Annotated in this window: 6 protein-coding genes; all 6 read left to right on the top strand. The window is 69.7% G+C overall.

The window, feature by feature from the left end; all coding sequences use genetic code 11:
* A partial coding sequence (locus P409_RS29260) for an aminoglycoside phosphotransferase family protein (RefSeq protein WP_034846719.1) occupies positions 1 to 223 on the top strand: 223 nt, incomplete at its 5' end.
* Positions 224 to 565: 342 nt separating this feature from the next.
* Positions 566 to 937, top strand: coding sequence for a YciI family protein (locus tag P409_RS29255; RefSeq protein WP_034846718.1), 372 nt, complete (start codon positions 566 to 568; stop codon positions 935 to 937).
* The gene (locus tag P409_RS29250; RefSeq protein ID WP_034846717.1) at positions 934 to 2,193 is read left to right on the top strand and encodes an RNA polymerase sigma factor; all 1,260 of its coding nucleotides are present in this window, start codon (positions 934 to 936) and stop codon (positions 2,191 to 2,193) included. The genes P409_RS29255 and P409_RS29250 overlap by 4 nt, the downstream gene beginning before the upstream one ends.
* A 102-nt stretch (positions 2,194 to 2,295) precedes the next feature.
* Complete coding sequence (locus tag P409_RS29245) at positions 2,296 to 2,715, top strand: VOC family protein (protein WP_034846715.1); 420 nt, start codon at positions 2,296 to 2,298, stop codon at positions 2,713 to 2,715.
* Between the two features lie 58 nt (positions 2,716 to 2,773).
* A complete protein-coding gene (locus P409_RS29240) occupies positions 2,774 to 3,217 on the top strand; it encodes a YybH family protein (protein WP_034846713.1) in 444 nt (147 codons plus the stop codon).
* Positions 3,218 to 3,283: 66 nt separating this feature from the next.
* Positions 3,284 to 3,709 (top strand): YybH family protein (locus tag P409_RS29235; protein ID WP_034846720.1); only part of this gene is annotated, 426 nt, incomplete at its 3' end.

The raw sequence follows: 3,709 nt of genomic DNA, 5'->3' as shown, positions 1-3,709 counted from the left end.
CCTGGCCGCGCCGGACCAGGCGGTGGCGACGCAGCCCGGCCGCCTGGCCCGGCGGGCGACGGTGGTGGCCGAGGCGGCGGGGATGGAGCGCGATCGCCTGCTGCGCTGGGTGCTGGCCGCGTCCTCCCTCTCCGCCGTCTGGAGCCTGGACGACGGCGAGGATGGCGACCACCCGGCGATCGACCTGGCGGTGGCCGAGATGGCGCTGGCGGAGCTGGGCTGAAGCCGAAGTTTCCAAATCGTCCAATTTGTTTCCACGTCATCCCGGGCGCGGCGCGGCACGAAGTGGTGCGGCGCCCTTCCGCTCCGTCATTGCGAGCGCAGCGAAGCAATCCAGGGGCCGGTGCGCACTGGCCCCTGGATTGCTTCGCTGCGCTCGCAATGACGCTTCTGGGTATTCTGGAAGGCCTCAGGACAACACAAGATCCCGTGTCTGCGCAGCGGCACTTCGCGCCGCAGCGCGCACGGGATGACGGTGTCTCAAGAAGCCCTGCCGCATTTTTTGCCCGCCGTGTCGGCGCCGGGCATACTCCCTCGTCCTCGGGAGGAAGAAGGAAATACCCGGATGCTGTACGCCGTCCTCTGCTACCACAACGAAGCCGTGACCGAAGCCTGGACCCAGGCCGAAGACGACACGGTCATCGGCCGGCTGACCGCGGTGCTGGAGCCGGTGGCGAAGCAGGGCAAGGTCGGGCCCGTCGCCCGGCTGATGCCGACCACCGCCGCCACCATCGTGCGCCAAAGCGGGGGCGAGCCGCTGGTGCTCGACGGCCCCTTCGCCGAGACCAAGGAACAGCTTCTCGGGTTCTACACCTTCGAATGCGAATCGCTGGAGGAGGTGCTCGACATCGTGCGCGACCTCTCCAAAGCCAATCCCGGGGCGACCTATGAGGTCCGCCCGATCCGCCGCTTCAAGCCTGGGACAGCCGGACAATGACAGACATCGCCTGGATCGACACGGCTTTCGCCTCCGCCCGCCCTCAGGCCCTCGGTGCGCTGCTGCGCTATTTCCGGGACCTGGACACGGCGGAGGAGGCGTTCCAGGAGGCCTGTCTCCGGGCGTTGAAGACCTGGCCGCAGAAGGGGCCGCCGCGCGACCCGGCGGCCTGGCTGATCTTCGTCGGCCGCAATGCGGCTCTCGACGGCGTGCGCCGCGGAAGGAAGCAGGAGCCGCTGCCGCCGGACGAGATGCTGTCCGACCTCGAGGACGCCGAGGCCGACATGGCCGAGCGGCTGGACGGCGCCGAGTATCGCGACGACATCCTGCGGCTCCTGTTCATCTGCTGCCATCCCGACCTGCCGGCGACGCAGCAGATCGCGCTGGCGCTGCGCATCGTCTCCGGCCTCTCGGTCCGGCAGATCGCCCGCGCCTTCCTGGTGGGCGAAAGCGCGATGGAGCAGCGCATCACCCGGGCCAAGGCCAAGGTCGCCAATGCCGGCGTGCCGTTCGAGGCACCGGGCGCGCCGGAGCGGGCGCAGCGGCTGTCGATCGTCGCGGCGATGATCTACCTGGTGTTCAACGAAGGCTATTCCGCCGCCAACAGCGAGGAGGCGCCGCTTCGTGCGCCGCTGTGCGACGAAGCGATCCGCCTGGCCCGGCTGCTGCTGCGGCTGTTCCCGGCGGAACCGGAGATCATGGGTTTGACCGCGCTGATGCTGCTGCAGCATTCGCGGACCGCGGCGCGGTTCGACGCCAGGGGCAGCATCGTGCTGCTGGAGGACCAGGATCGCAGCCGGTGGAACCAGGGGATGATCGCCGAGGGGCTGGCGCTGATCGACAAGGCGATCCGCCACCGCAGCCCCGGCCCGTACCAGGTGCAGGCGGCGATCGCGGCGCTGCACGCCCGGGCGGCCGAGGCGAAGGACACCGACTGGGCCCAGATCGACCTGCTCTACGCCACGCTGGAGCGGCTGCAGCCCTCGCCGGTGGTGACGCTGAACCGCGCCGTCGCCGTGGCCAAGCTGCTCGGCCCCCAGGCGGCGCTGGAGCTGATCGAGCCGCTGGCGCCGCGCCTGTCCGGCTATTTCTACTTCTTCGGGGTGCGCGGGGCGCTGCTGCAGCAGCTCGGCCGTTCCGCCGAGGCGCGGGAGGCCTTCAACCAGGCCATCGCCCTGGCCAACACCGCGGCCGAGGCCGCGCATATCCGCATGCATCTCGACCGCCTGCAGCAGGACGGCGCGGCCTCCGCCTGAGCCCCGAAACTTTTTCCGGAAGCGATGTCGGGACCGCCTCGGCCGGGCCGTCCTAGGGGCAGGCCCGCAGCATCCGCGCGGCCGGAACGCAGGAGAGACCGGATGACCGAGTTCGACGAGGCTGCGATGCAGGCGCGGGCCGAGGTCCGCGGCGTGGCCCCCTATCTCAATGTCGGCGGGGCGGTGAAGGCCTCGGAATTCTACCAGAAGGCCTTTGGCGCCGAGGAGGTCGGCCGCGTGCCGGTGGACGACCAGGGCCGCACCATGCACATCCACCTCTACATCAATGGCGGCTCGGTGATGCTGGGTGACCCGTATCCGGAGCATGGCTATCCGCTGGAGGCGCCGCAGGCCTTCTCCCTGCATCTCCAGGTCGACGATGCCGACGCCTGGTGGAACCGGGCGGTGGAGGCCGGGGCCGAGATCGTCACCCCGCTGCAGCCGATGTTCTGGGGCGACCGCTGGGGCCAGCTGCGCGACCCGTTCGGCGTGCTGTGGTCGATCGGCGCGCCGATCCGCTGAGCGGCCTGCCGGCGAGGGCCGGTCCTGCCGCCGGCCTTTCATTTCAGGAGGAAGCGAGATGACCAGCCAGCATGACAGCGAGGCCGAGATCCGCGCCCTGATCGAACAGCGTGCGGCGGCGTTGCGCCGCAAGGACGCCAAGGGCTTTGTCGCCTGCCAGGCCGCCGATTACGGCCTCTATTCCCTGTATTCCATGGGGTCGCCTCTGGCCGCCGACCAGGCTGGCGTCGAGGACGTGGACGCCTGGTTCGCGACTTGGCGGGGGCCGATCGGCTACGAGGTCCATACTCTCGGTATCGCGACCCATGGCAACATCGCCTTCTGCCACGGCTTCGCCCGGATGAGCGGCACCAAGACCGACGGCGAGACGGTCGATCTCTGGTTCCGTCTCACCCTTGGGCTGCGCCGGGCGGCCGATGGCTGGACCATCGTGCATGAGCACGAATCCGTGCCCTTCACCATGGATGGCAGCCTGCGGGCGGCGGTGGACCTGAAGCCCTGAGACGCCGGGTCAGCGTCGGCGCTGACGATCTCTTGGAACAGTCCGGACGAGACAGAGGAGAATCCCATGACCGACACCACAGAAGCCCGGATCCATGCCCTGGTCGAGGAGCATGCGGCGGCGCTGCGCCGCAAGGATGCCCGGGGCGTCGTCGCCTGCCATGCCGCCGACCCCGTCCTGTTCTCGCTGGCGCCGCCGCTGCGGGTCGGGCAGCCGGGGCCCGAGGGGCTGGATGCCTGGTTCGCCACCTGGGACGGGCCGATCGGCTACGAGGTGCACGACCTGCGCATCGCGGCGGACGGCGATGTCGGCTTCTGCCACGGCTTCGCCCGGATGACCGGCACCAAGACCGACGGCGTGAAGGTCGACCTGTGGTTTCGCATTACCCTGGGCCTGCGCCGCACCGAAGAAGGATGGCTGATCGTGCACGAGCACGAATCGGTGCCCTTCTACATGGACGGCAGCCTGCGCGCGGCGGTGGATTTGAAACCC

This window comes from Inquilinus limosus MP06 (assembly GCF_000767795.1).
In the GTDB taxonomy this organism is placed as follows: Bacteria; Pseudomonadota; Alphaproteobacteria; order DSM-16000; family Inquilinaceae; genus Inquilinus; species Inquilinus limosus_E.
Note: the sequence above shows the minus strand (reverse complement) of the source record. Positions and strands in the feature narration are given on the sequence as shown.

Excerpts from the sequence above, each read along its gene's own strand:
- P409_RS29255 (WP_034846718.1), top strand. The coding sequence starts at position 566 with ATGCTGTACGCCGTCCTCTGCTACCACAACGAAGCCGTGACCGAAGCC.
- P409_RS29250 (WP_034846717.1), top strand. The coding sequence starts at position 934 with ATGACAGACATCGCCTGGATCGACACGGCTTTCGCCTCCGCCCGCCCT.
- P409_RS29245 (WP_034846715.1), top strand. The coding sequence starts at position 2,296 with ATGACCGAGTTCGACGAGGCTGCGATGCAGGCGCGGGCCGAGGTCCGC.
- P409_RS29240 (WP_034846713.1), top strand. The coding sequence starts at position 2,774 with ATGACCAGCCAGCATGACAGCGAGGCCGAGATCCGCGCCCTGATCGAA.